The 1517-nt window shown below is 74.9% G+C and carries 2 protein-coding genes; both read left to right on the top strand.

The annotated features are described in order from the left end of the window. The first annotated feature begins 130 nt into the window (after positions 1-130). Positions 131-1087 carry an SDR family NAD(P)-dependent oxidoreductase gene (locus tag ACXJKL_RS20930; RefSeq protein ID WP_457208920.1) on the top strand — a complete coding sequence of 319 codons (957 nt, stop codon included), beginning with the start codon at positions 131-133 and terminating at the stop codon, positions 1085-1087. Between the two features lie 41 nt (positions 1088-1128). Beyond that, a partial coding sequence (locus tag ACXJKL_RS20925; protein ID WP_457208919.1) for a glycerophosphodiester phosphodiesterase family protein occupies positions 1129-1517 on the top strand: 389 nt, incomplete at its 3' end.

Raw genomic sequence — 1517 nt, 5'->3', positions numbered from 1 at the left:
GGCTGCGTACCGACCGCGAGTCCTTCATCCTGCTGGCCGGTGGGCGCCGTGACCCGGAGCCCGGCCGCGTCGAGGTCTTCGGCGACCCCGAGCTCGCGCGCCGTGTCCTGGCCGGGCTGGCCGTCACCCCGTGAGCGGGGACCCCGCCCAGCCCGATCGAGGTGCGGCCGCCTGGTCGCTCGCCGACCTCCCCGACCTGACGGGCCGTTCCGCGCTGGTCACGGGCACGACGCAGGGCGGGCTCGGCCACCACACCGCCCTCGAGCTGGCCCGCGCCGGGGCCCGGGTCGTGCTGGCCGGACGCAGGGCGGACACGCTGGCCGCGACGGACGAGGCGATCCGCAGCGAGGTCCCCGGCGCGCGGCTGGAGCGCCTCGTGGTCGACCTCGCGGATCTCGGCTCGGTGCGCCGGGCCGGCGAGGAGGCGACGCGCTTCGGCCCGCTGGACCTGCTCGTCAACAACGCGGGGATCATGGGAGTCCCCCTCCGCCGGACCACGGACGGGCTCGAGTCGCAGATGGCGACCAACCACTTCGGGCCGTTCCTGCTGACCGGGTTGCTGCTGCCCCAGGTCACCGCGGCCGGCGGCAGGGTGGTGACCCTCTCCTCCAGCATGCACAAGGTGGCCCGCAGGGCCCCGCTCGGCGACCCGCGCGTCCAGGAGGGCCGCTACCGCCGCTGGCGGGTCTACGGCGAGTCCAAGCTGGCCAACCTGCTCTTCACCTTCGAGCTCGACCGGCGCTGCCGTGAGGCCGGCCTCCCGGTGACCGCGCTCGYGGCCCACCCGGGCTTCGCCGGCACCCACCTGGTGGTCAACGGCCAGCTCGGGCGCACCCACGGAGGACCGGCGTCCATCCTCGACGCCGCGGTGCGGGCGGTGTCCCAGTCGGCGGCCGCCGGCGCCTGGCCGACGCTGATGGCCGCGACCGCGGACCTGCCCGGGTCGACGTACGTCGGTCCCAGCGGTCCCGGCGAGATGTCCGGCGTCCCGCAGGTGGTCACCCCGCGACGCCTGGCCCTGGACCCGCACGCCCAACGACGGCTGTGGGAGATCAGTGAAGAGGTCACCGGCATCACCTACCCGTGAGGGGCTGTCCGCCGTCGGTCCCGCACCCTAGGGTCAGCCGGGTGAAGACCTTCGGCGCCGCTCTCGTCCTCTCCGCCCTGATCACGGCGCTCCCGGCCGCGCCGGCGCTGGCCCGCGCCGACGACAACCCGTGGCTGCGGCAGCGGGTGCTCAACATGGCCCACTCCGGCGGTGAGCTGGAGGCGCCCACCAACACGATGTACGCCTTCAAGCGGGCCGTGCAGCGCGGTGCGGACATGATCGAGCTCGACGTCCAGTCGACACGGGACAAGCAGCTGGTGGTGCTGCACGACGCCACCGTCGACGAGACGACCGACGGCACCGGGAAGGTCGAGGACCTGACCCTGCGACAGGTCCGGCGGCTGGACGCGGCCCACTGGTTCGTCCCGCGGCGCGGCACCACCCACGACGCGCGGGCCCGGACGTACCG

This window comes from Nocardioides sp. P5_C9_2 (assembly GCF_054049555.1).
This window is presented reverse-complemented; position numbering and strand designations above follow the sequence as displayed.